The organism is Brevibacterium ravenspurgense (assembly GCF_001584615.1).
GTDB classification, from domain to species: Bacteria; Actinomycetota; Actinomycetes; order Actinomycetales; family Brevibacteriaceae; genus Brevibacterium; species Brevibacterium ravenspurgense.
Map to the genome: position 1 here is coordinate 173,498 of NZ_LQQC01000002.1, position 25,663 is coordinate 199,160.

Genomic DNA, 25,663 nt, shown 5'->3' on the forward strand with positions numbered 1-25,663 from the left:
CGCGGTGGGATGACAAAATGGACCTGACCGACAGAAAGGGAATCACGTGGCAGTCAAAGTCGCAGTCATCGGAGCATCAGGACGCATGGGCTCGCACGCCGTCGAAGCGGTGAAAGCAGCCGACGGCATGGAGCTGGTGGCGACGATCGGCCGTGGGGACGATCTTTCCGCCGTGGTGGAAGCCGGAGCGGACGTCGCCGTTGAGCTCACTGTGCCCAAATCAACGGAAGACAATGTTCACTTTCTGGTCAGCCACGGCATCCACTGTGTCGTGGGCACAACGGGGTGGAGTGACGAACGTCTGCAGCGCCTGGAACAGCTGACCGAGCAGCACCCGGACGTCGGTGTTCTCATCGCGCCGAACTTTTCCATTGGGGCGGTTCTCGCCATGCAGTTCGCCGAGCTCGCCGCGCCCTATTTCGATTCTGCGGAAGTCATCGAAATCCATCACACGCGCAAACTCGACGCTCCATCCGGCACCGCCGTGTCGACCGCCCAGCGGATTGCCGCAGTGCGCCGCGATGCGGGCCTGCCGGATGTTCCCGACGCAACAGAGGACGACCCGCACGGTGCTCGCGGAGCCGTGATCGACGGCATTCACGTGCACGCCGTCCGTCAGCTGGGCATGAATGCTTCCGAGGAAATTCACTTCGGCTCAGCTCACGAAGCACTCACCATCCGCACGGACTCACACTCGACCGAAGCCTTTATGCCGGGCATCATCACCGCTGTCGGCAAGGTCGACCAGCATCCCGGCCTGACGGTGGGGCTGGAAAAGTACCTCTGATGTCCAAAGCGAAGATCGGGGCGGCAGTCATTTCGGTGCTGCTGCTCCTGTACCTCATCTTTATGGTGCAGCGCGGCATGATCATGCTGCGCGAACCGAATATCGTTGCGAAGCTGCTGGCGGTCGCGCTGCTGGTGCTGCCGATCATCGGGGCGTGGGCGCTGATCGTTGAGCTTCTGTTCGGCGCTCGCATTGAGCGTTTGGGCAAGCAGCTGGCCGAGGAAGGCGGGCTCCCAGCGGATGATCTCCCGCGCACACCGGGCGGGCGGATTGTCCGCGAGGCCGCCGACGAACAGTTCGAGCTCTACGCCCGCGAAGCCGAGGAAGCGCCGGATGACTGGCGGTCGTGGTTCCGCCTGTCAATGGCCTATGACGCAGCCGGCGACCGCCGTCGCGCCCGCAGCACCATGCGCAAGGCCATCACAATGGAGCGAACCGCTCGCCGCGAATCCAGCTGATCCAGCCCAACCTCGGCGCTCCTCAACCGACTCGATCGACTTGAGCCCGCCTCGTCCGCTTTCCGCGCGCTGCCAGCCGCACAATCGCGGCGATAGCGGTCTCCAACGGGCCTCGTCGCGAAATGAGCGCCTTCCACACCATGGCGATGCCGATGAGCACCAGCGCGTGCGTCACATACTCCTGTGTTGGTGCCATGCCGGCAGTCATTTCGAGCAGCACCACGTGCAGCGAATACGCGGTCAGTGCCATTGAGCCGGGGGCGGTCAGCGGCAGCAGAAGACGCGGAGCGAGCACGGGGAAGCTGGTGAACAGCAGACAGAACACCCCGATGACCGCTACCGCGACTCCCGCTGTTCCCACGAGGTCCGGGGGAGTGCCGGTGTGCGGGCCGTTCACTGCCAGCCACCACGCGGTGTCGGTGGGGACGGTTCCCCAGTTGCCGTAGGTCGTCGCCTGTTCGAGAAGGCCCGGTTCTTCAGCCGCCGAGGCGGAAAGCACCTCCCAGCCGCGGCTCACCAGAAGCAGGGATGAGATGGCTGAGGCCATGATGGCTGTTCCCAGACCGACAGCGCTCGCCGTTATTGCAGTCTGCCGTGACCAGGGGACATGCGCGAGCGCCATGCCCACGAGGATGTAGCTCATCCACTGCAGCGCGGGGTAATAGCCGGTGAGCACAACCGACTGCAGCAAGCCCGCCAGATCATAAAGCGAATCGAGGCTCGGGACGTTGAAGTCCTGTTCCAGCTGCCAGTGGGCGCGGACTGCGTGGGACACGAGGGGAGAGGCTGCGAGCCACACGGCTGCGAGTGCTGCAAGTGTGCGACCGCGCAGGGGAAGCAAGACGGACGCGGCAATGAACAGGAAGCCGTAGACGGTCAGGATGATTGCCAGGCGAGTGCTGACAGTGCCGAGCACGAGGCCGATTGCGAAGATGATGATTCCGCGGATGACCGCGGCTGCAATGGCTTTGCCCGGGGTGGACAGAGCCCGTGAACGCGAAGCCAGAACCAGAGAAAAACCAGCAAGAACTGCGAACAGCGCGCTGGAACGGCCCGCGAACACAACAGCCCAGGTCGGTTCGAGGTCGTCCGTGCTGAGACTGAAGATGTGGGTGACGATCATCCCGAAGAGGGCCAAGCCGCGCGCCGCATCGAGCCACTGCAGACGCCCGGGCGGGAAGAGCCTGTTCGCAGAGTTCATGGGCTCGATTCTGCCACGGGTCGACCGTGGTCACGGGCCACTTCGACACCTGCTGACGGTACAGTAGGGGCATGGCTATTCAGGGAGATTCACAGGCAGCGGAAGCGATCGCAGCTTTCGGTCGCGTCGGTACGGCGATGGTGACGCCCTTCAAGGGTGATGACGTCGACTTCGATGCGGTGCAGGCTGTTGCCAAGCACCTGGTGGCCACGGGCAACGACATGCTCGTCGTCTCCGGCACCACCGGCGAATCCCCGACAACGTCATTTGAAGAAAAGGGCGACCTTCTGCGCGCCGTGAAAGAAGCCGTGCCGGAAAACGTCCGCGTCGTTGCGGGCATCGGCACAAATGACACGCGCACCTCGATTGCAAATGTCGAACAGGCCGTCGAAGCCGGAGCTGATGGACTTCTGGCCGTCACGCCCTACTACTCCAAACCGTCGCAGGCGGCCATTGCCGAACACATGCGGGCAATCGCCGATGCTTCGGACCTGCCGGTCATGCTCTACGACATTCCCGGCCGATCGGGTGTGCCGATCGAAAAGGAAACACTCATCGAACTGGCCGAGTGCCCCACGATCCTCGCGGTCAAAGACGCCAAGGGCGACCTCGCATCGACGATCGAGGTAATGGCCAGCACTGATCTTGTGTACTACTCGGGCGAAGACGCCCTTAACCTGCCGCTGCTGGCCTCCGGTGCCGTCGGCGTGGTTTCGGTTGCGGCGCACGTCATTGCCCGCCCCCTGTCTGAAATGGTGGATTTGGTCGCTGCGAATGACATCGCCGCGGCTCGCCGCCTGGCCCTGGACCTTGCTCCTGCGGTCGATGCAATCATGAATCACATGCCCGGAGTGGTTGCCGCCAAGGCCTGCCTTGAGCTCATGGGCGTGATTCCCTCCCGCGCAGTTCGCATGCCTCTTCTGCCGGCCACGGCGGACCAGGTCGACTTCCTGCGCCGAACATTGGAAGGACACGGTTTTCTTCAGTGATTGAACTGCCAACCGACCTCGGAACACCCCCGAAGGTCGACCCCAACGCCCTGCGGATCGTCGCTCTTGGCGGTCTCGGTGAAGTCGGGCGCAACATGACGGTCTTCGAGACCGACGGCAAACTGCTCATCATCGATGCCGGTGTGCTCTTTCCCGAAGAAGAACAGCCGGGAGTCGACCTCATCCTGCCGGACTTTTCGTACCTTGACGGGCGCGAAAAAGACGTTGTCGGCATTGCGCTGACCCACGGCCACGAAGACCACATCGGCGCTGTGCCCTACCTGCTGCGCAAACTGGGCCGCGACGTCCCGATTCTCGGTTCAACCCTGACCCTGGCTCTTGTCGAACCGAAGCTCAAAGAGCACCGCGTGCGGGCCAAGACGAAAGTCGTGTCGGAAGGCGACCGCGAAAAGCTCGGCCCGTTCGACCTCGAGTTCATTGCCGTCAACCACTCCATTCCGGATGCTCTGGCCATTTTCCTGCGCACGGATGCGGGAACCATCCTGCACACGGGTGACTTCAAAATGGACCAGCTGCCCCTGGACGGCCGGATTACGGACCTGCGCTCTTTTGCTCGTGTCGGAGAAGAAGGCGTCGACCTCTTCCTGACGGACTCCACCAACGCGGAAGTTCCCGGCTTCACAGCCCACGAACGCAACATCGGGCGGGTGCTTGAACAGCAGTTCAGCCACGCCTCGCGCCGTGTGATCGTCGCGTCCTTCGCATCCCACGTCCACCGTGTGCAGCAGGTTCTAGAAGCCGCTGTCGCCCACGGACGCAAGGTGGCGTTTGTCGGCCGGTCCATGGTCCGGAACATGAAGATCGCCCAGGAACTGGGCTACCTTCAGGCTCCAGCGGGTTCGATCATCGACATCAAACAGGTCGAAGACCTCCCCGAAGACCAGGTTGTGCTCATGTGCACCGGTTCGCAGGGCGAGCCCATGGCGGCACTATCGCGTATGGCCAACGGCACCCACCAGATCGACCTGACCGAGGGCGACACCGTCATCCTGGCAAGTTCGCTCATCCCGGGGAATGAAAACTCGGTGTCCCGCGTGATCAACGGTCTCATGCGCCTGGGTGCAACCGTGATCCACAAGGGCAATGCCGCGGTGCACGTGTCCGGCCACGCATCGGCCGGTGAGCTCCTGTACGCCTACAACATTGTGGGGCCCAAGGGTGTTATGCCGGTTCACGGCGAGTGGCGTCACATGCTCGCCAACGCGAAGCTGGCAATGGAAACCGGTGTGCCCAAGGAAAAGGTCGTCGTCGCCGACGACGGCTGGGTTGTCGACCTCAAGGACGGGCAGGCGTCGATTGTCGGAGCTGTGCCGTGCGAATACGTTTTCGTCGACGGCAAGTCGGTCGGCTATGTCACGGAAGACGATCTGCGCGACCGTCGCGTGCTGGCCGGCGAAGGCTTCGTGTCGATCTTCATGACGATCGACGTGAAGAACCGCGAAATCGTCGCCGGGCCGGAAATCCACACGCGCGGTGTTGCAGAGCACGACCGCGTGTTCGACACCATCAAGCCGAAGATCACCAAGGCTGTCGAAGAAGCGCTCGATGACGGTGTGAAGAACCAGCACCGCCTGCAGCAGATCATTCGCCGCACCATCGGCCGGTGGCTGTCGACCAAGCTGCGTCGCGGTCCGATGATCGTGCCGATGGTTGTTCTTGTCGGCGACGAAGACTGAGCGTCGGAGCTGCTAAGGCAACGACACTGAGAACTTGAAGGCTGGGCGAGGGGAAACCCTCGCCCAGCCTTGTCTTTGCGGGCTGTGTGTGCGCCGTGTGCGGACGTGCGGCTTAGGGGCGGGCCTCCCACACCGCGGTCAGCTTCGCTGCGGCGGCGTGCAGTTCCTCGGCGAAGGAATCGTAGACGTCTTCTGTCAGGCGGGATGTGGGGGAGGACGTTGAGAGTGCCGCGGGCACGGGTGCGCCGGGCACGTGCACTGCCAGGCACCGCACGCCGATTTCCTGTTCTTCGTCATCAAGGGCGAAACCGCGTTCCCGGCTGAGCTCCAGTTCGGCTCGCAGCGCCGGGGCATCAATTGACGAGGTGGAGGCGAGTATCGCGTCAACCTCACCGGAAGGCAGGTGGGCAAGCGTCGCTTTGCCTACGCCGGAGCTGTGCATGGGCACGCGCGCGCCGACTTCTGTGAACATGCGCATGGACCTGCGGGATGCCGCCTGGGCAACGTAGGTCATGGTTGTGCCCTGCATAAACGCGAGGTTGACGGTTTCGCCGAGCTTGCCTGCCAGTTCGTCGAGAATGGGCTGCAGATCATAGCCGACCTGCGCGGCTGCCTGCGCGCCCAGGCGGATGAGGGCCGCTCCTAGGGAGTAGCGTTTGTCGGGGAGCTGTCCCACGTAGCCGCGGGCGGACAGGGTCGCCAGAATGCGGTGGACCGTCGGGGCCGGAAGACTCAGCTGCTCTGCAATGTCGATGGAGCGGGCAGCCCCGCCCATGGAGCCGAGTGCCTCGAGGACGTCGAGGGTGCGGTCGACTGATTGAACTCGCGATGTCGGTGCCAATTCGCCTCCTGACTGCACACACGTGACAATGCGACGTAGAACACATCTAGCGTAGTATACTAATTTCACTAGATGGAAATGAAAATTCATTTCTAAACTTTGCCGTTGATACGCAAAAGGTGGGCAAATGCTCGAAGAACTGATCTCCTCCCTGCCCGAGGGTGTTGTCACCGTCAATCCCGACCAGATGGAGGCGTACCGTCGCGACCGTGCGAACGACCCCAACGCCGGCATGCCGCTGGCCGTTGTGCGTGCGCGCAGCGCTGAGCACGTGCAGACTGCAGTACGCTGGGCGGCGAAGCATGATGTCCCCGTCATTCCCCGAGGCGCCGGTTCGGGTCTGTCGGGTGGGTCGACTGCGCAGGACGGCGCGATTGTCATTTCTTTGGACAAAATGCGCGACATTACGATCGACGTTGCAACCCGCACCGCTGTCGTGCAGCCCGGCGCGTACAACGGTGAAGTCAATGCGGCAGCTCAGGCTGAGGGTCTGTGGTATCCGCCGGACCCGGCTTCGCGCGAATTCTGCTCGATCGGCGGCAACATTTCGACCAATGCCGGTGGTCTGTGCTGCGTGAAGTACGGCGTCACAACGGACTACGTGCTTGGGCTGAAGGTGGTGCTGGCTGACGGCAAGCTCATCACACTGGGCGGACCCCGCGTCAAGGACGTGGCAGGGTTCTCGCTGACCAAGCTGTTCATCGGTTCGGAAGGTGCGCTCGGCATCGTCGTCGAGGTCACCCTGCGTCTGGTGCCGCAGCAGCGCACCCCGTCGACCCTCGTGGCCATCTTCCCGAGCCTCGAGTGCTCCTCGAAGGCTGTTCTCGACATCACCCGCAGCATGCAGCCCTCAATGCTTGAATTCATGGACAATCCGACCATCAACGCCGTTGAAGACGACCTGCGCATGGGCCTGGATCGCACTGCGGCGGCCATGCTCATCATCCAGTCAGACGAACCGGCAGAGTTCGCCGCGGCTGAAATGCAGCGGATGGAAGACATCTGCAACGCGGCCGGTGCTACCGAATGCCTGTCGACAACCGACCCGGATGAGGGTGAGCAGTTCGCCTTTGCCCGCCGCCACGCGATTCCCGCAATCGAGAAGACCGGCTCCATCCTTCTGGAGGACGTCGGCGTTCCCATTCCCAAGCTGGGCGACCTCGTGGTGGGCATCGCGGAAATCGCAGAGCGCAACGGTGTGCGCATTCCCGTTATGGCTCATGCCGGCGACGGCAACACCCACCCGCTCGTTGTCTTCGACCCCACTGTTGAAGGCGAAGAAGAGCGGGCCAATAAGGCATACGGCGAGGTTATGAGTCTCGCCATCAACCTGGGCGGAACCATCACCGGCGAGCACGGTGTTGGCAAGCTCAAGCAGCCCTGGCTGAAGGACTACCTGGGCGAGGACGTCTACGAACTCAACGAGCGCATCAAGAAAGCCTTGGACCCCCAGGGCATCCTCAACCCCGGAACGATGGTTGTCGTGGGCCCGCACGCTAAGCCCAGCGCCTGACTATGGCAATGCGGAAGCCGGCTGGGGCAGCTATTGACTCCAGCCGGCTTTTCCGTCTAATCTTTCAATGTGTGAATCAAAGATTTCACAATGTGAAATCACACGAATAGGAGACAGACAATGACCACTGTCGAACTGCAGCTGCCCGAAGGCATGGAAATCACCGCTGAGCTCAAGCCCGAATACTCCAAGGTCCTCACCGCTGAGGCCCTGCAGCTCATCGCCGACCTGCACCGCAAGTACGAAGGCGAACGCCAGGACCGCCTGGCCGCGCGCGTCGAACGCCAGAAGTTCCTCGACGAAGGCGGCGAACTCGACTTCCTCGAAGAGACCAAGGCCATCCGCGAAGACGAGACCTGGCAGGTGGCGCCTCCTGCCCCCGGCCTGGAAGACCGCCGTGTTGAGGTTACCGGCCCCACGTACCGCAAGATGACGATCAACGCGCTTAACTCCGGCGCCAAGGCGTGGCTGGCAGACCAGGAAGACGCCAACACTCCCGCGTGGGACTCCGTCATCGGCGGACAGATCAACCTGCTTGACGCAACCAACCGCGAAATCGACTTCGTTGCCGAAGAAACCGGCAAGGAATACAAGCTGCGTCCCGACGAAGAGCTGCCCACAATCATCGTGCGCCCCCGCGGCTGGCACATGACCGAAAAGCACATCCTCGTTGACGGCACTCCTGTCTCCGGTTCGATCGTCGACTTCGTGCTGTACTTCGCAAGTGCCGGCCGCAAGCAGATTGAAAAGGGCCGCGGCCCCTACTTCTACCTGCCGAAGATGGAATCGCACCTGGAAGCCCGCCTGTGGAACAACATCTTCGTTGACGCTCAGGAAGCCCTCGGCGTTCCGCGCGGCACCATCCGCGCCACCTGCCTCATCGAAACCTACCCGGCGGCGTTCGAAATGGAAGAGATCCTCTACGAACTGCGCGAACACTCCTCGGGGCTCAACGCAGGCCGTTGGGACTACATCTTCTCGGTCATCAAGACCCACCGGAACAAGGGCGAAGACTGGATCACCCCGGACCGCGCTCAGGTGACCATGACCGTTCCGTTCATGCGCGCCTACACCGAACTTCTGGTGCGCACTTGCCACAAGCGCGGTGCACACGCCATCGGCGGTATGTCGGCATTCATCCCCTCGAAGGACGAAGAAGCCAACAAGAAGGCATACGACCAGGTCACGAACGACAAGTCGCGTGAAGCCGGCGACGGCTTTGACGGTTCGTGGGTTGCCCACCCCGGCATGGTCGAAACCTGCAAGGAAGCTTTCACCAAGGTTCTGGGTGAGCGTCCTAACCAGATCGACAAGAAGCGCGAAGACGTCAACGTCACCGCAGCCGACCTCCTCAGTGTGAAGGACACCCCCGGCCAGATCACGGAAGGCGGCCTGCGCACCAACATTTCGGTGGGCATCCAGTACGTCCAGTCGTGGCTCAACGGCAACGGGGCGGCCGCCATCAACGGTCTGATGGAGGACGCCGCGACCGCTGAGATCTCCCGCAGCCAGGTGTGGCAGTGGGTCAAGGAAGGCGTGAAGCTGGACGACTCGGGTGAGCAGATCACGAAGGACTTCGTGCAGAAGCTCATTGACGAAGAGACCGCGAAGCTCTCCGGTGACAACCTCGAGCAGGCAACCAAGCTCTTCACCGAAATGGCGCTGGATGACGAATACCATGACTTCCTCACCCTGCCGGCTTACGAGCTGCTGGGCTGATGGAAACCTGAGCTGAAGGATCCTCCTCCCGAAGCTCAACACTGAGGCCCCCGCGAAGTGTTCGCGGGGGCCTCAGTGCGTTCTGGCAACGGTCAGTGGGCAGCTGTCGCAGAGCAGCCGTCCAACGGCAGTCACCTGCCGCGCAGAACCTCTTCAGCGGCTGACACAGTGTCTGGCGTGTACATCGATCCGAACAGGTGAACGTGGGCCAGAAGGCCGAACAGCTGGTGTGCGGGAATATCGTCACGCCAGCCGCTCGGCATGGGGTGCTCGGATTCATAGCCGGCGAAGATTTCGTTCAGGTGGGCAGCGCCGAACATGGCGAGCATCGCCAGATCTTCTAATCGGTGACCGCCGTGGGCGGCCGGGTCGATGAGCACCGCACCGTCTGCCGTCCACATGACATTGCCGCTCCACAGGTCGCCGTGGACGCGTGCTGGTTCTTCTGCCGGCCCGCCGGCAATGCCGTTGTAGGCGCCTTCTGCGATGAGGTCGACTGCTTCTTCAACCGCAGCCGCACCGCGGGCTCCCAACTGCCCGCGAGCGCGCTCCAAAAGCGGGCGCAGACGGTCCTCAGCCCAGAACTCACCGAAAGATTCACGAGGTGCCGCCGGCACCTCGAACGGCTGACTCAGGGGACCGAAGTAGGCGGGGGAGCGGGGCGCCCAACCGAACCCCGGTGCACCTGAGCTGTGCAGGCGGGCCAGCCGCGCACCAAAAGTGCGCGCCGCCTCGGGAGTCGAGGGGGCAGGGTCCAGCCGTTCCAGCTCGAGCCGGTCATCGGCCACGCCGAGGACCCGAACCACCGGAATGGCCCCGGGTTCAGCAAGCCAACGCAGACCGGCAGCTTCAGCTTGGAAAAAGCCAGTGGGAGCACCAGCGCGCTGTTTGGTGAAGGCCATGTACTTCAGTGTAGGAGCAGCCTCATGACCTCGACCTGCTGCCGCGGATTTTGATGTAGAGCCATCTGGCTACGGCCACAATAGCGTAAATGAGTGTGGCGGATGCTGTGGTGGGCAAAACAATATAAAGAAGAGTAATAAAGACGCTCTCTATTGACCATTTCGGGCCAGAAGGATAAAGAGCCATTCCAACCAGCGTGCAGAGCACAGTGAACAAGAGCAGTGACAGAATCACAGCCCACATTGTCCGCATGGCCCTCGTCGCAATAATAAAACCGGCGGCGACGATAGCAGGAATAGTTGTGACCCCTACATAATATTGATTATATTCGCGTGGGCCATAGGGTCCGAATGGAAAGTTAGAATAATAGCAAAAGCAGGCTGTGGCACTGATCAAGATGCCCACTGCAATCGCAATTCGGTGGAAGCTCAAAGCCGTACCCTTAGTGTTCACTTATTTCTGGATGTTACTGTTCTTCGCTAGCTATTCTTATGAATAGCACAGTCCATGGGCCAGTGGCTACCGGTGTTGACAGACACATCGAGCTCCACGTTAACGCCCATTGGCGGAAAAAGGCCCAAAAAGCTGTCGTACTCGTATCGGTAGGCGCATCCGCTGCTACGGCCTTTGGAGCTTGTAGTTTGATAAACAAGTTCGTGATTAGGAGCGCCATCATGTTTGCCGGTAACGCGCATTCGACCGCCAGGATCGTATGAAGCGGTGACATCTACATTTATTGCTGGCGCTTGATTACATAGTGGGTTGGCGATGTTCTGAGTGAATCTCACCACTGCAATGGTGGATCCAGAGACCGTGGTGTTAAGACCAGACTTGTCCGCTGTCTTACGCTCTACGATTTTTCCGTCTTTTATTGCCTGTGTTTCGCCTACTTTATGGTCGATGTAGTCCGTGTGGGTTTTGCCGTTAATTACAGTCACGTTGCCGTGGTTTTCTCCACGGGAGGATGCGTAGCCTAGTCCCACATCTCGCGTTCGGAATGGCCTGTTGTCTCCAGCGTAGGAATCGAAGTCTCCGCCGCAGACTAGTGGTTTCTCGACTGATTTTTCCGGAATGAAGGTTGAGTATAGAAGCTGGGCCGATCCGTCAGCTGACTTCTCCGAGGAGGTCCGTGGCTCGAAAACATCGGTGTTGTGTTGGGCGGAACGCACTTCGGGATTGTTGATGTTCAGGCCAATAGACGCATCATTCGCTGGCGGTATCGTTACACCGTAGATGTGCTGCGTCTGTTCGCCATCTTTTTCCACTGTGTCAGAAATAAAGGTGTAGACGTTGGGCTTCGACCGATCGATAGTTTCGTCAATGTATTGGCTCTCCCGCGTTGTGGCAGCTTTCTTACCGTTGCGGTAGGCGGTCCACTGTGGTCGGTTGTCAATGTTGGGCCAGTCGAATACGGCTTCATGACTGCCGGCGCTCCACATAAACTGTTCGCCGGATGGGTTGCCTTGAACGTTCTCCTGTTTGGGCGAGACCAAGTACCTCTCAACTATAGTGCCGTCGGCGTCAGTTTTCAGTATCAGTCGATTGAGTGGGTCGTATTCGGCATTGCCGGGCTTATTCCGTGTTTCCGACCGGTTGCGGTGGGCTTCTGGCTGGTCGTTAACATCTACACTTCCTGCAGGTCGAGGTGCATTGAGTTCGGCCAGGCTGACCGCAGGCCCGGTTTCCCAAAGCTGTCCTTTTCCTGCCCGTGGGAGGGCCGTGTCCGCAGTGTGAGTGATACCTCTCGATTCAACATTGCTGTCCGGTTCTACAGCAATTGCAGTCGCAGTAGGAAACGCAAGAGAGAGCGCGATCGTAAGGGGTGCAATGCCAAAATGGGAGTACCTCATTGTGTCCTTCTTCGGCGTTCGATAATTCTATTTTAAGCTATCAGGTCGCTCGAGTCGTGTAAACAGTGCCGATAAGCCTCGGTTGCTGTCTGTGTTGGCATTTGCTCGGGGCAATGTCCCCTGTGCAACTGCGGCTGCGGTAGGTCTGAGTGCTTTTGACAAGACCCTGCCGCGGACTTTGGCGTACAGTCATCTTGTAAGGGTTGCCAGTTCAAAGATTAGAAGGGCAGCTGTCAGCATAGGCAGGTCGAAATAGTAAAGATTTATAGAAGCTACGCTAAACCGCAAACCCAGAAACCAGAGTCAATCGTCGCCATTACGAGGCCGGTGACTAGGAACATTTCGTAAGCGACAGGAGCATGGACCAGCCGGGGCGCATGGAACGCGCAGCGGTCGATGTGTCGGTCGCGCCCAAAGCGGGAAAGAAAGTCACGCCTATGTAGCCGAGATAGTTTCCAAGATCCCTGTAACGGTTGACGGGGATTCCGGTGTACATGCAGAACCACACCAGTCCGGATGTAAGTCTGCTGACAGACAGTGCAATTCGGTGGAAGTTCACAGCCGTACCCTTAGTGTTCATTTATTGCCGGCTTCACGTTGGTCGTATGACCACGATAGCGTCGCGGACTCTTAGCTGGTTTTGCCTGCGGGTCTGTCTGGCCAGTCTTGGTGCCCCTTGGTACGGGGCACATTGATTCCGGCCTCTTTGCCAGCCGGGGCCGAGGCGGGGCTTGCGGATTCGTGGCTCGTGCCCCGGATCTTCGCAATGGTCCGCATGAGGTGGTAGATGCCGATAGCGCACGCAGTGCCGATCGCGATGCCCTCAAAGCGCATGCCCGCCGGAGCCCACGTGTAGTTGGCGATTGCGGTGATCATGGCAACCGCTGCCGTGTTGAGGTTTACCGGATCAGAGAAGTCCACGCGGTTCTGCACCCAAATGCGGATGCCGAGCATGCCGATCATGCCGTAGAGAACAGTGGCGGCACCGCCGAGAACGCCCGGCGGGATGGTGGCAATGGCCGCACCGAACTTCGGCGTCATCGACAGTGCCAGCGCACACAGGGCGGCAAACATGTAGGCCGCCGTTGAATACACGCGAGTTGCAGCCATAACGCCGATGTTTTCGGCGTACGTCGTCGTACCGGAACCGCCGCCGGAACCGGCCAGAGCAGTTGAAAGACCATCGGCAATGAGAGCGCGTCCCGTAATGGGATCGAGGTTCTGGCCGGTCATAGCGGACACGGACTTCACGTGGCCGATGTTCTCCGCCACCAGAACGAACACCACAGGAATGAACAGACCCAGGTGCGAGGCGTCAAAAGCCGGTGCGTGGAAGGCGGGCAGGCCCACCCATGAAGCCTCGCCGATGGCAGAGAAGTCCACTTCGCCTCGGATGACTGCGGTGATGTAGCCGGCCGCCACACCGAATAGGATCGAAAGCCTGCCGATGATGCCGCGGAAGAACACCGTGATGAACAGAATCGCCCCTATCGTCACCATGGCTGTGACGGGTGCGAGCTTCACCCAGTTCCACGCGGCAGGTGCCAGGTTGAAGCCGATGAGCGCCACAATCGCACCAGTGACCACCGGCGGCATCGTCACCTCGATCCAGCGCACACCGGCAAAGTGCACGATCACGCCGATCACCAGCAGTGCAACACCCGTCGTGATGATTCCACCCTGAGCAAGAGCCATCCGCTCGGGATCAACACCCAGCCCGGACTCCGGATCAAAACCGGTGATCGCCCCGATCGGTGCCAGCAGCGCAAAAGACGAACCGAGATACGACGGCATCTTGCCCAGGGTGATCAGCAGGAACAGCAGTGTGCCGATCGCAGTGAAGAACAGCGTCGTCGACGGAGGAAAACCTGTGAGAAGCGGCACAAGGAACGTCGCACCGAACATCGCGACAACGTGCTGGGCTCCGATCCCGAACGTCCGCCCCCAGGTCAGACGCTCCCTGGGGAGCACCACCTCGCCCGGGGAAACAGACTTGCCATTGCCGTGCAGCGACCAGATGCGATTCATGGTTCTCCTCGTGTTGACAGGTGGGCGTGCTACACGCCGCAGACCACAGAATACGCGGCCTGGGCCGCCTGCGGGCCTACTATGGTTCCATGGCGACCAGTACGACTTCCCCCGCTGCTGGTAAGCGCAAGAAGCGCGCGAGCAGTGCACCTGCCGAACCCGAAGCGGGGCCCAAGAAAGCAAACCCGGTGACCGGGGCATGGATGGGAGTTTCCCGCATGGCAGGCGATCGAACCCGCAAGGTGTTCTCAGAAGAACCCCACGACGACCCATCGCCAACCCGCCGTGACGGCACCGGCTTCTTCCTCATCGGCTTAGCCCTCGTCGTCGCCGCATTCGAATGGTGGAACATCCCCGGAGCCATCGGCGGTGCAGTGCGCGCTGTCGTCGAAGGCACCGCGGGCCGTGTTGCGCTGGCCCTGCCGATCATCTTCGTGGGCTACGCCGTGCGCCTGTTCATGCGCGGTGCTGACACCCGCGGCAACAACCGCATTCTTTTCGGCCTCATCGGCTTCGTCGCCGCCGCTGCCGGTCTTGCACACATCTATGCCGGGGTGCCCACGTTCGCCAATTCGCACGAGGCGATGGCCAACGGGGGAGGTGCCATCGGCTTCCTCTTGGCGACGCCCCTCGTGGCTGCTGTCACCGAATACGTTGCGGTTCCGCTGCTGATCCTGCTGGGGCTGTTCTCGGTGCTCGTCATCACGGCAACCCCGGTGCAGGAGATCCCGTCGCGCCTCATGGGCGCCTACGACCGTCTGACCGGTGGACGTTCGCAGCGGTCTGAGGATGGTGACGAAGGCAGTGTTGACCTTGTCGCCGAAGACCGTCGCACGTCCACGCTCAAGCCGATGGGCGCAAAACGCCGCGGCTGGAAGAAGCAGGACGACGCTGATGCCGAGAAGTCACGGGCCTATGACAAGGCTGTCATCGAAGAGTCCGAGACTCCGCCCTCGCAGCAGCAGACCACCGTCATGCCCGCATCGAGTGCTTCTGCCGCACCTGTCGCTGAAGACGCCGAAACGGAAGTCTTCGACGTCGATGCGCCGAAGCCCGGCCAGCGCCGCCAGACAAAGGCCGAAAAGGAACGTGCCGAGCTCAAGAAGAGCCTCGGCATGGATGATGGCGCGAACGCTGCCTCTGACGAGGATGCGGGGGCCGGTGCTGCCAAGAAGGCAGACGTTGTTCCCGCGGTGTCCACACCGGCCCCGCAGCCCACGGGTGAGCTTCCCGAACGTGTCACCCAGCTGTCACTTGACGGCGATGTCACCTACACGCTGCCCAGCACTGATCTGCTCTCAGCTGGTCCTCCGGCCAAGGAGCGTTCGGAAGCCAACGACCGTGTTGTCGCAGCGCTGCGCGATGTCTTCGCAGAGTTCAAGATCAATGCCGAAGTGACCGGCTTCAGCCGCGGTCCGACGGTTACCCGCTACGAAGTTGAGCTGGGTCCGGGCACCAAGGTCGAAAAGATCACCAACCTGTCGAAGAACATCGCCTACGCGGTGGCCAGTGCTGAAGTGCGGATCCTGTCGCCGATCCCCGGCAAGTCCGCAATCGGCATCGAAATCCCCAACAGCGACCGCGAAACGGTCGTGCTCGGCGATGTTCTGCGCTCCGGAGCGGCCCGCCAGACAGAACACCCGATGGTCGTCGGTGTGGGCAAGGACGTCGAAGGCGGCTTCGTTGTTGCCGATCTGTCGAAGATGCCGCACATGCTCGTGGCCGGTGCCACCGGCTCCGGTAAGTCGAGCTTCATCAACTCCATGATCACCTCGATCATGATGCGGGCAACCCCGGATGACGTGCGCATGATCCTCGTCGACCCCAAGCGCGTGGAGCTGACGATCTACGACGGCATCCCGCACCTCATCACCCCCATCATCACCAACCCGAAGAAGGCTGCAGAAGCCCTCGAGTGGGTGGTGAAGGAAATGGACGCCCGCTACGACGACCTCGCACACTTCGGCTTCAAGCACGTGCGCGAATTCAACAAGGCCGTCCGCGAAGGACGCATCTCGCCGCCTGCCGGCTCGGAGCGCACGCTTCAGCCCTACCCGTACCTGCTGGTGGTTGTCGATGAGCTCGCCGACCTCATGATGGTCGCCCCGCGTGACGTCGAAGCCTCCATTCAGCGCATCACCCAGCTTGCCCGTGCTGCCGGCATTCACCTGGTGCTGGCCACCCAGCGTCCGTCGGTTGATGTTGTCACCGGTCTTATCAAGGCGAACGTGCCCTCCCGCCTGGCGTTTGCAACCTCGTCGCTGGCAGACTCCCGCGTGGTCCTCGATCAGCCGGGTGCTGAAAAGCTCATCGGCCAGGGTGACGCTCTGTTCCTGCCGATGGGCGCCTCCCGCCCCATGCGCGTGCAGGGTGCGTGGATCAACGAATCCGAAATCGAAAAGGTCGTTGAACACGTCAAGGGCCAGCTGTCGCCGAACTACCGTGAAGACGTCCAGCAGGCTGCCCCGCAGAAGCAGATCGACGAAGAGATCGGCGACGACATGGACGACCTGCTGCAGGCCGTCGAACTCGTCGTCACAACCCAGTTCGGTTCCACCTCGATGCTGCAGCGCAAACTGCGCGTGGGCTTCGCCCGCGCGGGACGGCTGATGGACCTCATGGAGTCCCGCGGAATCGTCGGGCCGTCCGAAGGTTCGAAGGCTCGCGACGTGCTGGTCAAACCGGAAGACCTCCCGGCCACACTCGCCTACATCAAGGGTGAAACTCCACCGGCAGAAGAATCAGCACCCGCAGACACCGCACCTGCCGCCCCAGCCGACACCAACCCCGGTGGGGTAGGAGGGAGCCAGGTGAGCTCCACCTCGTCAGACCCGCTCAGCCATTCCGACTACACGGATGACAGCGGGCGGACTTACGACGCCGAAACCGGGCTCGAGGTCGTGGAAGCCGGCGGCGAGGACGCTTGGGATCTCACCGGCCGCTGAGCGATACAGTGAGCATGATGGAAACTTCGAAACAGGCACCCAGTTCATGGAATGTGCCCAACGCTTTGACGGTCCTGCGGATCCTCATGGTTCCGCTGTTCCTGTGGCTTCTGCTGGTCCAGGGCGGGCAGGACCCGGTCCTCAGACTGTGGGCGTTCGGCATCTTCTGCCTGGCGATGATCACCGACTGGATTGACGGTACGGTGGCCCGCAAATACGGGCTGATCACCGACTTCGGCAAAATTGCCGACCCGATTGCCGACAAAGCGCTCATGTCCGCGGCGTTCATCGGTCTGGCGATTATTGGCGGGCCCGGCGGCCTGCCGTGGTGGGTGCCGGTCATCATTCTTGTGCGTGAATACGGCATTACCGTGATGCGTCTGATCGTGGTCAAGAAGATCGTTCTGCCGGCTTCGAAGGGCGGCAAGATCAAGACTGTTCTGCAGACTGTGGCCGTGGGACTGCTGCTCCTGGTGGTTCCGGTTGGACACCTGGGCATTTCCGGACTGACCGTGGGACTGCTGGTTGTGGCGTGGGTGATCCTCGTTGCCGCGATCGTCCAGACCCTGTGGTCGGGCATGCAGTACGTGGTTGATGTCAGCCGGGCATTGAAACAGGCAGGCTGAGACTGTGGGTGCTGCTGGTGGCGTTGAGAAGGTTGGTGCGGCTGGTGAGCCGCGGCCGGCTGCCCGCGAAGTCATTGCCGCAGCGACCCAGCGCGGCCTGACGGTTGCCACCTGCGAATCCCTGACGGCAGGTCTTCTGGCCGCTTCGCTGGCAGACGTGCCGGGTGCCTCGGCAGTTCTGCGTGGGGGACTGGTCACCTACGCGACCGGACTTAAGCACAGCTTGGCCGGGGTCGATGCTGATCTCCTGAGCGAGCGGGGTGCGGTTGATCCGGATGTCGCTCTGCAGATGGCACGAGGTGCCGCTGAAGTCTGCGGTGCTGACTTCGGGGTGTCCTGTACTGGGGTTGCGGGGCCCGAGCCGCAGGACGGCAAACCCGTCGGCCGGGTGTACATCGGGCTGTGGGAAGCCGGCGGTGGTTCTGCCGGCGATGGTTCTGCTGGTCGTGGCGACGGCGAAGGGTGCGGGCGAGTTGAGCGGTTCGACTTTTCGGGCAGCCGAGCGCAGATTCGCAGTCAGGTTGTCGATGCCTGTTTGGAGCTTCTGGCCGCGGCCGTGAAATGAGCAGTGCGTGGTCTGTGGGTGCTTTTGGGCACGAGCGCGCTGAAACCTGAATGGATCATCAGTGCTTGAGTCAGGGCCTGCCTGTAGGCTTGGGGAACAAATCTTCACCGGCCGTGGTTGGTGATAGATGATGAACGAACAGATTTTTACGAGTCGCCTAGAGGGAGGCCACCTATGACTCTCGTCCGTACGGAAATCGGCGACACTCTGCGCTCGGCGCGCCGCCGTCAGAACCGCACTCTGCGCGATGTTTCGACGGGTGCGCGCGTTTCACTCGGCTACCTCAGCGAAATCGAACGCGGTCAGAAAGAAGCATCGTCGGAGCTTCTGGCATCCATTTGCTCTGCTCTTGATGTTCCGCTGTCAGTTGTTCTGCGGGAAGTCAGCGATCGCATCGCTCTGGCCGAAGGTGTCGAAATTCCGGACACCGTGCCGGCTGAAATGTCTGAAAGCTACCTGGGCGGGGACGCCCTGGCGCCGCAGCGCTGATTATCAGCTGATGCAGCACACCGTCTACTGGGAGCTCATGGAAGATGAGTTCGGTTCAATGCGCGCTCGTTCGCTGCACACCGATCTCGCACTGAGTTCGCTTGGTTCCCGCACACCAGCTGAAGCCTTTGACGCTGGTTACGAGCCGCGCGAAATCTGGGAAGCCATCTGCGAAAGCGCTGGGGTTCCTTTTGAGCGTCGTTTGGGTAAAGACAAACCACTGTCGACGCCGTTCTGATAACGGCAGGTCTCGTTTTCAGGTGACGTGTTCACCGCTGTAAAAGCGCATTGAGCGCCGGGCTGTGTGCCCGGCGCTTCTGCATTTCTACGAAGACCAAGCTCGCTGGCCTTGTGTGCCAGGTGTGCCGCGGACCTGCAGTTTCTTCGCGCCGGACGGATTTTGTCCACAGATTTGCAATGGGTCTGGTCAGGCGGTTGTCCAATCAATAGCCTGGAAAGCAGAACACGAAGATGTGGCGAACAGGAATCAATGATGCTTTCTCTGCCTTTGCAGTCTCTGGTTGGCAACTCGCATGTGCGCAAGGTGCGACGTTTGGCGGCCGCGGTGTGTGTCGGGTGCTTGGTCCTTTCTGGCTGTTCCAGTGGGAGTGCCGAGGCTGAAGGCGTGGACGGGACTGCTTCTGGTTCGCCGTTTGCTGAACCTGAAGACCCAACCCCGAAGATTCCGGAATACACGGTTGAAGAAGGGCTTGAGCTTTCTGACGATGACAAACAGCTGGCCGACGAGGCAGTTGTCTTTTTCGCTGAGTACATGGCTGCTGGCAATAGAGCATTCCGAGACGGCGGAGTTTACTGGGAGAAGTACAACAGCATGGTTGGCGATGACCTGTTGGAAGTGCAGGAGCAAGGGCGTAAACAGGCTGAAGCTGACGGTTTTCTCGCGAAGAACGATTTGGTTGCGTCGGATGTGACAGTAGGCGACCTGGACTCGACTGTCCCCAAAGTGTTTGTTACGGCGTGCATGCATTACAGCGAGTGGGAAACTGAGAACTCTGACCGTGTGCGCGGGAAGAAGCAAGATTTCAACTCGGTTTCTGGGTACTTCCTGGAGAAACGCGGAGATGATTGGCTCGTTGTTGAGATCGGAAACGTGCAGAAAAAATGCGCCTAACTTCTGCCGCTGCAGTCAGTCTTTTGATCCTGACAGCGCACCTGTTGATCGCTACACCTGCCTACACTGCGTCGTGTGCGGCGTTCTCGGATGGAATCAATTGCTCCAACGAGGTTACGGAAAAAGGTACGGCGCCTCATAAGCCTGCCCCGTCCAAGCCCGGTTCTGGGCCTTCGAAGCAGCGTCCCGGCAAGCCAAAGGCGGGTAAGTCGGGTCCGCGGAAGCCGTCTCCGCCTCCTGTGCGGTGGCATAACCGGTGTGGTGGGCGCGTGATCAGTGTTGATGGTGGTCAGTGCTGGGTTCGGTATGACCAGCCGCGCCAGCCGTCTCAACCCGGGAAGCCATCGGGTGGGCGAGCACCTGTTCAAGGTGAGCCTGCCGAACCGGCTGTTCCTGTTGTGACGCAGCGGGATTTCCAGTCGGTCCCTCTGTCTGCCGCGGAGGTTCATGTATGGCCGGATGGTTGGGGTGTTGCCGGCAAGCGCACAGCGTTTTGGACGGATGACACCACGCAGACGAAGACGCTGACCATGTTGGGCCAGGAAGTGACGGTTGAAGCAGTCCCTGTTTCGTGGCGGTGGGATTTTGGTGATGGAACAGTCAAGTGGACGCATTCGCCGTGGCGTAAGCCGGTGAGTTTGGAGCGCGCTGGTTTCTATCACGTGTACAGCAAAGCTGAGCACGTCAAAGTGACTGTCACTGTGAAGTATGAGGGCAGGTTCCGTGTGGGCAATGGCCCGTGGACGGACATTGAAGGAACAGCCGAAAAGACGAGCCCGCCTCGTGATGTGACGATCTACCGGTACGAAAAGTACGTGGTCGGCGAGCACTGCAAGCAGCAGAACTGTCTTGATGAAAACCGCGCTAACCGCTGAGGCTCGCGCAAACAACTGCGCCTGCGGTGCGCCCCTGCTTTTTGCGGGACTTCTGCGATGTTTCCCGGTGATGCGTCGTTCAGACACGCCGAAGAGCAATATAGAACACGTGTTCGGGTCGATGTATTGTTGTCATGCCGTCGAAAAAGTTATCCACAGCTTTCGGTTCGGCATTTTCTATGTCAGTGCCTCGGTCTACAGTCAGAGCACAACGTCAAATGAGGAGGACCCATGGCAGAAAAGCCAGCATCCCGCACCGCTGAAGAGCGGGCAGCGGAACAGAAGGCCAAAGCTCTCGACTCGGCTCTGGGGCAGATCGACCGTCAGTACGGCAAGGGTGCCGTTATGCGCTTGGGTGACGACCAGCGTCCGCCCATCGAAGCGATTCCCACCGGCTCGCTTGCTCTTGACGTAGCGCTCGGCGTCGGCGGTCTCCCGCGCGGCCGCGTCATCGAAATCTACGGGCCGGAATCATCCGGTAAGACCACCGTCGCTCTCCACGCTGTGGCAAGCGCGCAGAAAGCCGGTGGCATCGCCGCTTTCATCGACGCTGAACACGCACTCGACCCGGTATACGCCAAAGCGCTCGGCGTCGACACCGACAACCTTCTTGTGTCTCAGCCTGACACCGGTGAACAGGCACTCGAAATTGCGGACATGCTCATCCGCTCCGGCGCCCTTGACATCATCGTCATCGACTCCGTTGCAGCTCTTGTTCCCAAGGCTGAAATCGAAGGCGAAATGGGTGACTCCCACGTGGGTCTGCAGGCCCGCCTCATGTCGCAGGCGCTGCGCAAGATTACAGGTGCTCTCGCCAACTCCAAGACCACCGCAATCTTCATCAACCAGCTGCGTGAAAAGGTCGGCGTCTTCTTCGGCTCGCCCGAAGTCACCTCCGGTGGTAAGGCCCTGAAGTTTTACGCTTCCGTGCGCATTGACGTCCGCCGCATCGAAACGCTCAAGGAAGGCGCGGACGCAGTCGGCAACAAGACCCGCGCGAAGGTCGTCAAGAACAAGGTCGCCCCGCCGTTCAAACAGGCCGAATTCGACATCATCTACGGCAAGGGAATTTCCCGCGAAGGCAGCATCATCGACATGGGTGTCGACAACGGAATCATCCGCAAGTCTGGTTCCTGGTTCACCTATGACGGCGACCAGCTGGGCCAGGGTAAGGAGAACGTGCGCCGTTTCCTTGCAGACAACCCGGATCTGCGTGACGAAATCGAACTGAAGATCCTGACCAAGCTGGGCATCGTCGGTTCCGAAGAAGCTGCGGAAGACCAGGAGGAGACTCCGGCCAATGCCTGACACAGTTGGCACTGTTCGCCAGCTGCAGGACCAAATCGACGCGATCTCCGCGGAACACGCCGCGGGGAATCGCGACGACTACCGCATCCCCTCAGACGACCCTGAGTACAAGCGGGCCAAAAAACGGGCACTCAACATCCTCAGTGCCCGCGACCATTCCTCAGCTGAACTGCGCGACAAACTGCTGAAGAAAGAACACCCCGAAGACGTCGTCGACACCCTGATCGACAAACTCACCAACGCGAACCTGCTTGATGACAGGGCCTACGCCCACGGCTACGTGCGCGCCCAACGACAGCGTCGAAGCCTGTCGAAAAAAGCTCTGCGTCTGCAGATGCGCAAAAAGGGTCTGCCTGACGGTGCCGTGGCAGAAGCCCTCGACGACGTCCAAGCGGAAGACGAACACGAACTCGCGTTCTCTGTCGCCATGAAAAAGGCACACAGCACCCGCGGGCTTCCCAGAGAAGTTCGGGAACGCAGAATCCTCGGCATGCTCGCTCGTCGCGGATTCCCCACGGGGATCTGCCTCGACGTCACACGCCGAGCACTCGACGAAGTTTGACGTCGCCGGCTGGGCGTGCGCAGGGGCTAACCACTCAAATGTCAGCTGCCAGACCGGGACTCAAGCTGATGTGCTCGTGTATGCCGAAAGTTTTGCGCAAGACCGTATGCATTGCCTCATAACCGCAAACACCATGCACGCCGGGGCCCGGCACGGCAGCCGCGGAACACAGCGCAACCCGGGCCGTCATCCCATCGACAGTGCGGACCAAACCAAAAGAATAGGGATCCCACGCCAGCCGCGGCCGGGCCACAAGGCGGTAAGCGTCAACACTGCCAGCCGCAATGTCACCGCCTACATAATTCGCGTTGTGCTCACTCATCCTTGACGCAGGAACACAACGCGAAGCAACAACGACATCGCGGAAGCCAGGAGCAAATCGTTCAACCTGTCGGACCACGTGCTCCGTAACGTCAATGGAACACCCCAAGGGCACATGCGCATAGGTCCACAGTGGGCGCAGGCCGCCCACCTCACGCGAAGGATCGGCAACCGTCGGATCACTCGCAAGAACCAGAGGCGACGGCGGCATCACACCTCGGGCGACCGCATGCTGTGATGCAGCGATTTCCGACCACGTGCCACCCAGGTGCACCGTACCGGCCCTCCCGACATTCTGATCACGCCACGGAACAGGGCCCGACAGCACGAAGTCAACCTTGGCAACACCGCTGTCATGCCCCAAAGAGTTCATGCCTCTTTTCACCGAAGCAGGCAGATGCTCGGCAAAGATTTCTGCAGCAGCTTCTGCAGTCGTATCGCACAGATAAGCCCGCGCGGGCGGAAGCTGAGAAGAATCGGAAATATGAGCACTCGTGACAAACGAACCGCCATGGGCCTCAATATCCGCCACAAGAGCATCCACAATCGCCTGAGAACCACCTTGTGGAATTGGCCAACCGCCCAAGTGACCCGTCATCGCGAGCATAAGTCCCACCCCCGCTGATGACAGCGTTCCAAGCTGCCCAGGGGAGTGGGCGGCCACCCCACCCAACAGCGCACGAGCCCGAGTACCAGAAAACAATCCCGAGCCTCCGGTCCGTGCGACCTTGGCCACCGAACCAACAAAGCTCGAGGCTGCAGCGGCACCTCGGGCGTTCAGAACCTCACTCGGCACCCCGCGCTTCGACCCCAGACCCAGTGCAACCACCGCATCGGGGGCTTCAAGCAAAGGCAAGAACAGATCACGCCAACGAGAACCGTCAACACCCAATTCGGCAGCCGTCCGATCCAGGCTGTGCCACGCAACCGCGGCAGACTCACCCTCAAGCGGATGCGCGTAGGAGGCTTCCGGCAGAAGCAGATCAACACCTCGGGAAGGCAGATCAAAAGCAGCAAAGAAAGGCGAAACAACAGCGAGCGGATGAACAGCCGAACACACATCGTGCACAACACCATCAGCCAAACCCAGGTCCGCAGTGCGCGCCCCACCGCCGATGGTCGGCTGAGCTTCATACACCACAACCTGCAGGCCGGCGCGGGCCGCCGTCACAGCAGCCGCCAAACCATTCGGGCCCGAACCGATGACAACAACGTCAGGACACTCGCTGCTCATGGCGTGCAGTATCCCACAGCGACGGCAGCGCCACCGGCCACACGACACTGCAGGACCCACACGCCCAACGGCTAGAATGACGCCTGATGACTGAGGCAACGATGACTGACACAGCAACCGCACACCCGCGCACCTACGAGGTCAAAACCTACGGGTGCCAAATGAACGTGCACGACTCCGAACGGCTCTCGGGGCTCCTTGACGACGCCGGATACTCCCCAGCGGATGCCGGCGAACAGGCAGACATCGTCGTCTTCAACACCTGCGCGGTACGCGAAAACGCCGACAACCGGCTCTACGGAAACCTCGGCCGTCTGGCCGAAGTCAAAGAACAGCGCCCCGGCATGCAGATTGCCGTCGGCGGCTGCATGGCGCAGAAAGACCGCGACACCATCATCAAACGCGCCCCCTGGGTCGACGTGGTCTTCGGCACCCACAACATGGGCTCCCTGCCGGTGCTGCTGGAACGGGCCCGCCACAACCAGGAAGCACAAGTCGAGATCAAAGAAAGCCTCGACGTCTTCCCCTCAACCCTGCCCACTCGCCGCGAATCCACCCACTCCGGCTGGGTGTCGATCTCGGTCGGCTGCAACAACACGTGCACCTTCTGCATCGTCCCGGCGCTGCGCGGCAAAGAAAAAGACCGTCGTCCCGGTGACATCCTCGCCGAAGTCGAAGCACTCGCGGCCGAAGGCGTTGTCGAAGTGACCCTGCTGGGTCAGAACGTCAACTCCTACGGCACCGAATTCCGCGACAAGGGCGCATTCGCCAAGCTGCTGCGCGCCGTCGGCCAGGTTCCGGGCATCGAGCGCGTGCGCTTCACCAGCCCACACCCGGCCGCGTTCTCCGACGATGTCATCGACGCCATGGCCGAAACCCCCACCGTCATGCCGCAGCTGCACATGCCCCTGCAGTCCGGATCGGACAAAGTCCTTAAAGACATGCGCCGCTCCTACCGCACCAAACGGTTCATGGGCATCCTCGACAAAGTGCGTGAACGCATTCCGAACGCCGCCATCACCACCGACATCATCGTCGGCTTCCCCGGAGAAACCGAAGAGGACTTCCAGGGCACGATGGACATCGTCGAACAGGCTCGCTTCGCCCAGGCCTTCACCTTCCAGTACTCCATCCGCCCGGGCACCCCGGCGGCTGAAATGGACAACCAGATCCCCAAGGACGTCGTCCAGGAGCGCTTCGAACGTCTGACCGCTCTGCAGGACCGCATCTCTCTGGAAGAGAACCAGGCGCTGGTCGGCACGGAAGCTGAAATCCTCGTGACCGGACTGCCCGATGAGGAACACGGCAGGTTCTCAGGCCGCGCCCGGGACAACCGGCTGGTGCACGTCAAAGCCGACCCGGACACTCCTGTGCGCCCGGGTGACTTCGTCACCACCACCCTGACGGAGGCCAAGCCCTACTTCCTCATCGCGGACGCCCCGTACACACTGCGCACATCCCCGGCCGGCGACGCTTGGGACCTCGCGCAGGCAGACAGCTGCGGTGCAGGTTCCAGCTCAGCAGGCCCCGCCGGCCCCACTGTCCTGGGCATGCCGACCATCCGCACACGATGACCTTCCGCGCCGCCGTTGTCCCAGCCGCGCCGGTGTACACGACCGG

General features: G+C 61.1%; 22 protein-coding genes. 16 read left to right on the forward strand and 6 right to left on the reverse strand.

Going from position 1 to position 25,663, the window contains the following annotated elements; translation table 11 throughout:
• Nucleotides 1–46: 46 nt before the first annotated feature.
• Together dapB and Bravens_RS01110 are read left to right on the forward strand one after the other, a co-directional pair.
• The gene (gene dapB, locus Bravens_RS01105; RefSeq protein ID WP_082790952.1) at nucleotides 47–787 is read left to right on the forward strand and encodes a 4-hydroxy-tetrahydrodipicolinate reductase; all 741 of its coding nucleotides are present in this window, start codon (nucleotides 47–49) and stop codon (nucleotides 785–787) included.
• Nucleotides 787–1,245, forward strand: a complete 459-nt coding sequence (locus Bravens_RS01110; RefSeq protein ID WP_062019539.1) for a hypothetical protein — start codon at nucleotides 787–789, stop codon at nucleotides 1,243–1,245. Before dapB ends, Bravens_RS01110 begins: the two co-directional genes overlap by 1 nt.
• A gap of 22 nt (nucleotides 1,246–1,267) precedes the next feature.
• On the opposite strand, the gene Bravens_RS01115 is transcribed toward Bravens_RS01110, so the two are convergent.
• Complete coding sequence (locus tag Bravens_RS01115) at nucleotides 1,268–2,446, reverse strand: heparan-alpha-glucosaminide N-acetyltransferase domain-containing protein (RefSeq protein ID WP_062019541.1); 1,179 nt, start codon at nucleotides 2,444–2,446, stop codon at nucleotides 1,268–1,270.
• A 71-nt stretch (nucleotides 2,447–2,517) separates the two neighbouring features.
• Here Bravens_RS01115 and dapA point away from each other — a divergent pair, with 71 nt between their 5' ends.
• Both dapA and Bravens_RS01125 read left to right on the forward strand, forming a co-directional pair.
• Entirely contained in the window at nucleotides 2,518–3,435 is a 918-nt protein-coding gene (dapA, locus tag Bravens_RS01120) for a 4-hydroxy-tetrahydrodipicolinate synthase (protein ID WP_062019543.1), read from the forward strand.
• Nucleotides 3,432–5,132, forward strand: a complete 1,701-nt coding sequence (locus Bravens_RS01125) for a ribonuclease J (RefSeq protein WP_062019545.1) — start codon at nucleotides 3,432–3,434, stop codon at nucleotides 5,130–5,132. Before dapA ends, Bravens_RS01125 begins: the two co-directional genes overlap by 4 nt.
• 112 nt (nucleotides 5,133–5,244) lie before the next feature.
• Here the strand turns inward: Bravens_RS01125 and Bravens_RS01130 are convergent, their stop codons facing one another.
• Nucleotides 5,245–5,973: an IclR family transcriptional regulator gene (locus Bravens_RS01130; protein ID WP_062019547.1), complete on the reverse strand. Its 729-nt coding sequence runs from the start codon at nucleotides 5,971–5,973 to the stop codon at nucleotides 5,245–5,247.
• A 127-nt stretch (nucleotides 5,974–6,100) separates the two neighbouring features.
• Between Bravens_RS01130 and Bravens_RS01135 the strand changes: the two genes are divergently transcribed.
• Both Bravens_RS01135 and aceB read left to right on the forward strand, forming a co-directional pair.
• Nucleotides 6,101–7,486: an FAD-binding oxidoreductase gene (locus tag Bravens_RS01135; protein WP_062019549.1), complete on the forward strand. Its 1,386-nt coding sequence runs from the start codon at nucleotides 6,101–6,103 to the stop codon at nucleotides 7,484–7,486.
• A 120-nt stretch (nucleotides 7,487–7,606) separates the two neighbouring features.
• The gene (aceB, locus tag Bravens_RS01140) at nucleotides 7,607–9,205 is read left to right on the forward strand and encodes a malate synthase A (protein WP_062019551.1); all 1,599 of its coding nucleotides are present in this window, start codon (nucleotides 7,607–7,609) and stop codon (nucleotides 9,203–9,205) included.
• A 131-nt stretch (nucleotides 9,206–9,336) separates the two neighbouring features.
• On the opposite strand, the gene Bravens_RS01145 is transcribed toward aceB, so the two are convergent.
• The 3 genes from Bravens_RS01145 to Bravens_RS01160 form a co-directional block, all read right to left on the reverse strand.
• The gene (locus Bravens_RS01145; RefSeq protein WP_062019553.1) at nucleotides 9,337–10,107 is read right to left on the reverse strand and encodes a fructosamine kinase family protein; all 771 of its coding nucleotides are present in this window, start codon (nucleotides 10,105–10,107) and stop codon (nucleotides 9,337–9,339) included.
• A gap of 480 nt (nucleotides 10,108–10,587) precedes the next feature.
• Nucleotides 10,588–11,958: a hypothetical protein gene (locus Bravens_RS01155; protein WP_062019557.1), complete on the reverse strand. Its 1,371-nt coding sequence runs from the start codon at nucleotides 11,956–11,958 to the stop codon at nucleotides 10,588–10,590.
• Nucleotides 11,959–12,588: 630 nt separating this feature from the next.
• Entirely contained in the window at nucleotides 12,589–13,986 is a 1,398-nt protein-coding gene (locus Bravens_RS01160) for a uracil-xanthine permease family protein (RefSeq protein WP_062019559.1), read from the reverse strand.
• A gap of 218 nt (nucleotides 13,987–14,204) precedes the next feature.
• Here Bravens_RS01160 and Bravens_RS01165 point away from each other — a divergent pair, with 218 nt between their 5' ends.
• From Bravens_RS01165 to Bravens_RS01205, 9 genes are all read left to right on the forward strand, one after another.
• Nucleotides 14,205–16,931 (forward strand): FtsK/SpoIIIE family DNA translocase, encoded by a 2,727-nt coding sequence (locus Bravens_RS01165; RefSeq protein ID WP_062019609.1) that lies wholly within the window; start codon nucleotides 14,205–14,207, stop codon nucleotides 16,929–16,931.
• A 17-nt stretch (nucleotides 16,932–16,948) separates the two neighbouring features.
• Entirely contained in the window at nucleotides 16,949–17,557 is a 609-nt protein-coding gene (gene pgsA / locus Bravens_RS01170) for a CDP-diacylglycerol--glycerol-3-phosphate 3-phosphatidyltransferase (protein ID WP_062019561.1), read from the forward strand.
• 4 nt (nucleotides 17,558–17,561) lie between these two features.
• Nucleotides 17,562–18,122 carry a CinA family protein gene (locus tag Bravens_RS01175; RefSeq protein WP_062019563.1) on the forward strand — a complete coding sequence of 187 codons (561 nt, stop codon included), beginning with the start codon at nucleotides 17,562–17,564 and terminating at the stop codon, nucleotides 18,120–18,122.
• A gap of 174 nt (nucleotides 18,123–18,296) precedes the next feature.
• Nucleotides 18,297–18,611, forward strand: a complete 315-nt coding sequence (locus Bravens_RS01180) for a helix-turn-helix domain-containing protein (protein ID WP_019174891.1) — start codon at nucleotides 18,297–18,299, stop codon at nucleotides 18,609–18,611.
• A 10-nt stretch (nucleotides 18,612–18,621) separates the two neighbouring features.
• Nucleotides 18,622–18,849 (forward strand): DUF3046 domain-containing protein, encoded by a 228-nt coding sequence (locus tag Bravens_RS01185; RefSeq protein ID WP_019174892.1) that lies wholly within the window; start codon nucleotides 18,622–18,624, stop codon nucleotides 18,847–18,849.
• Between the two features lie 252 nt (nucleotides 18,850–19,101).
• Nucleotides 19,102–19,743: a hypothetical protein gene (locus tag Bravens_RS01190; protein WP_145990147.1), complete on the forward strand. Its 642-nt coding sequence runs from the start codon at nucleotides 19,102–19,104 to the stop codon at nucleotides 19,741–19,743.
• A gap of 398 nt (nucleotides 19,744–20,141) precedes the next feature.
• Nucleotides 20,142–20,618, forward strand: a complete 477-nt coding sequence (locus tag Bravens_RS01195) for a PKD domain-containing protein (RefSeq protein ID WP_062019566.1) — start codon at nucleotides 20,142–20,144, stop codon at nucleotides 20,616–20,618.
• 231 nt (nucleotides 20,619–20,849) lie between these two features.
• Nucleotides 20,850–21,926 carry a recombinase RecA gene (recA, locus tag Bravens_RS01200; RefSeq protein WP_061943569.1) on the forward strand — a complete coding sequence of 359 codons (1,077 nt, stop codon included), beginning with the start codon at nucleotides 20,850–20,852 and terminating at the stop codon, nucleotides 21,924–21,926.
• Entirely contained in the window at nucleotides 21,919–22,488 is a 570-nt protein-coding gene (locus Bravens_RS01205) for a regulatory protein RecX (RefSeq protein WP_019174898.1), read from the forward strand. Before recA ends, Bravens_RS01205 begins: the two co-directional genes overlap by 8 nt.
• Before the next feature lie 34 nt (nucleotides 22,489–22,522).
• Here Bravens_RS01205 and Bravens_RS01210 read toward each other — a convergent pair whose 3' ends face one another.
• Nucleotides 22,523–24,043, reverse strand: a complete 1,521-nt coding sequence (locus Bravens_RS01210; protein WP_062019569.1) for a phytoene desaturase family protein — start codon at nucleotides 24,041–24,043, stop codon at nucleotides 22,523–22,525.
• 86 nt (nucleotides 24,044–24,129) lie between these two features.
• On the opposite strand from Bravens_RS01210, the gene miaB reads away from it, so the two are divergent.
• A complete protein-coding gene (miaB, locus tag Bravens_RS01215; RefSeq protein WP_062019571.1) occupies nucleotides 24,130–25,617 on the forward strand; it encodes a tRNA (N6-isopentenyl adenosine(37)-C2)-methylthiotransferase MiaB in 1,488 nt (495 codons plus the stop codon).
• Nucleotides 25,618–25,663: the final 46 nt, after the last annotated feature.

Coding starts and splice junctions, on each gene's coding strand:
- Bravens_RS01110 (WP_062019539.1), top strand. CDS start 787: ATGTCCAAAGCGAAGATCGGGGCGGCAGTCATTTCGGTGCTGCTGCTC.
- Bravens_RS01115 (WP_062019541.1), bottom strand. CDS start 2,446: ATGAACTCTGCGAACAGGCTCTTCCCGCCCGGGCGTCTGCAGTGGCTC.
- dapA (WP_062019543.1), top strand. CDS start 2,518: ATGGCTATTCAGGGAGATTCACAGGCAGCGGAAGCGATCGCAGCTTTC.
- Bravens_RS01135 (WP_062019549.1), top strand. CDS start 6,101: ATGCTCGAAGAACTGATCTCCTCCCTGCCCGAGGGTGTTGTCACCGTC.
- aceB (WP_062019551.1), top strand. CDS start 7,607: ATGACCACTGTCGAACTGCAGCTGCCCGAAGGCATGGAAATCACCGCT.
- Bravens_RS01145 (WP_062019553.1), bottom strand. CDS start 10,107: ATGGCCTTCACCAAACAGCGCGCTGGTGCTCCCACTGGCTTTTTCCAA.
- Bravens_RS01155 (WP_062019557.1), bottom strand. CDS start 11,958: ATGAGGTACTCCCATTTTGGCATTGCACCCCTTACGATCGCGCTCTCT.
- Bravens_RS01160 (WP_062019559.1), bottom strand. CDS start 13,986: ATGAATCGCATCTGGTCGCTGCACGGCAATGGCAAGTCTGTTTCCCCG.
- Bravens_RS01165 (WP_062019609.1), top strand. CDS start 14,205: ATGGCAGGCGATCGAACCCGCAAGGTGTTCTCAGAAGAACCCCACGAC.
- pgsA (WP_062019561.1), top strand. CDS start 16,949: ATGGAAACTTCGAAACAGGCACCCAGTTCATGGAATGTGCCCAACGCT.
- Bravens_RS01180 (WP_019174891.1), top strand. CDS start 18,297: ATGACTCTCGTCCGTACGGAAATCGGCGACACTCTGCGCTCGGCGCGC.
- Bravens_RS01185 (WP_019174892.1), top strand. CDS start 18,622: ATGCAGCACACCGTCTACTGGGAGCTCATGGAAGATGAGTTCGGTTCA.
- Bravens_RS01190 (WP_145990147.1), top strand. CDS start 19,102: ATGATGCTTTCTCTGCCTTTGCAGTCTCTGGTTGGCAACTCGCATGTG.
- recA (WP_061943569.1), top strand. CDS start 20,850: ATGGCAGAAAAGCCAGCATCCCGCACCGCTGAAGAGCGGGCAGCGGAA.
- Bravens_RS01205 (WP_019174898.1), top strand. CDS start 21,919: ATGCCTGACACAGTTGGCACTGTTCGCCAGCTGCAGGACCAAATCGAC.
- Bravens_RS01210 (WP_062019569.1), bottom strand. CDS start 24,043: ATGAGCAGCGAGTGTCCTGACGTTGTTGTCATCGGTTCGGGCCCGAAT.
- miaB (WP_062019571.1), top strand. CDS start 24,130: ATGACTGAGGCAACGATGACTGACACAGCAACCGCACACCCGCGCACC.